Origin of the sequence: Actinoallomurus acaciae (assembly GCF_042429965.1) — a bacterium.
Lineage (GTDB): Bacteria > Actinomycetota > Actinomycetes > Streptosporangiales > Streptosporangiaceae > Actinoallomurus > Actinoallomurus acaciae.
Genome location: NZ_JBHLZP010000939.1, coordinates 1 through 1,761, shown reverse-complemented (window position 1 = coordinate 1,761; position 1,761 = coordinate 1). Strand labels below are relative to the sequence as shown.

Genomic DNA, 1,761 nt, shown 5'->3' with positions numbered 1-1,761 from the left:
AGCTCACGCCGCCGTGCCTCGGCGTCCCCACGCGGCGGGGCCGGTTCCGTCACGGTGCCTCCCCGGCGAGTTCGGCCGCCACCTCATCGTCGGTGAGCCGCGCGACGCGCAGGTGGATGGCGGCGATCGCGGCCAGCCGGCCCGGCGCGCTCTCGGTCGCGGTCAGCGCGCGGGCCATGCCGGTGACGTCCGAGGTCGTCAGCAGCGCGCGGGCCGAGAACTCCTCGTCGGGGAACACCTCGCGCAGGCGCACGAGGACGCGGGCGCCCGTGAGGGAATCGCCGCCCAGCTCGAAGAAGTCGTCGTCCGCGCCGACGCGCTCGGCCCCGAGTGCCTTCGCCCACACCGAGGCCAGCAGCTCCGTCACCGGATCCGATCCGCCGGGCTCGTGAGACGGAGCACCGGTGACGGGCGCGGGCGGCCGGAGTGCCGCGAGAGCGGCCCGGTCGACCTTCCCGTTACGGGTCAGCGGCAGCCGCGTGTGCGCGGTGAACCGGCCCGGCACGAGGTACGCCGGCAGCCGTTCGGCCAGATGGGCGCGCAGCTCCTCCGGGGAGGCGGAGCCGGTCACGTGCGCGGCCAGCCCGCGGTCGCCCGGCCCGCCGTCCTCGCGGCGTACCGGGACGACCACCGCCGCCGTGACCGCCGGGTGGGCGACGAGCGCCGCCTCCACCTCGGCGGGTTCGACCCGCCGCCCCCGGATCTGGATCTGCCGGTCGCCGCGACCGACGAACTCGATCAGCCCGCCGGGCCGGTACCTGCCCAGGTCACCGGTGCGGAACAACCGCTCCCCGGTGCGCGGGTGCGACACGAACGCCGCGTCGGTCTCCGCCTCGGTCAGGTAGCCGCGGGCGAGGCCGGGCCCCGCGCAGTACATCTCACCGGTCACGCCGTCGGGGCGGTCGCGCATCCGTTCGTCGAGCACGTGGTAGCGCATGCCCGCGATCGGCGAGCCGTACGGGACGGACCGCCACGCGGGGTCGACCTCGGTGAAGGGATGCCAGATGCTCCACAGCGTGGTCTCGGTCGGGCCGCCCACCGAGACGAGCGTCGCGCCGGGCGCGCGCCGGATCAGGCCGCGGGCCACGTCGAGGGGGATCCAGTCGCCGCCGAGGAAGGCGAGCCGGAGGCCGGCGAGCGGGTCGCCGCCCCGGCTCGCGAGGCGGTCCAGCAGCATCTCCATCATCGCGGGGACGGAGTTCCACACGGTGGTGCGGTGCCGGGCCATCAGGTCGAGCCAGTGGTCCGGGTCGGTGCGCCGGGCGGCGCCGGGCAGCACGAGCGTGCCTCCGGCGCCGAGCATCCCGAAGACGTCGAACAGCGCCATGTCGTGGTGGAACGCGGTCAGCCCCAGGCACCGGTCGCCCGGTCCGACGCCGAAGCGGGCGACCGTCTCGCGCAGGCAGTTCACCACGCCGCGGTGCTCGATCAGCACGCCTTTGGGCCGCCCGCTCGACCCCGACGTGAACAGCACGTACGCGAGGTCGCTCGGCCGTGTCCGTACCGGCGGTGCCGGATCCTCGGGGGGCTGGTCCGGGCGTACGGTCCGCCACGGCCCGGGCGGCGGGAGGACACCGTGCGCGACCACGACCGACACGCCGGCGGCGTCGAGCATCGCCCGCAGGCGCACGGCCGGGGTCTCGGGGTCGAGCGGCACGTACGCGCCGCCGGCCATCAGGACCGCGAAGGCGGCCACGACCTGGTCCTCGCCCTTGTCCAGCAGCAGGCCGACCCTCGCGCCGTGCGCCACGTCCAGCGCCC

At 76.0% G+C, this 1,761-nt stretch carries 1 protein-coding gene; it reads right to left on the bottom strand.

Annotation, left to right across the window (positions count from 1 at the left end; translation table 11 throughout):
- Nucleotides 1–49: 49 nt before the first annotated feature.
- A partial coding sequence (locus ACFFNX_RS49145) for a non-ribosomal peptide synthetase (RefSeq protein WP_378213357.1) occupies nucleotides 50–1,761 on the bottom strand: 1,712 nt, incomplete at its 5' end.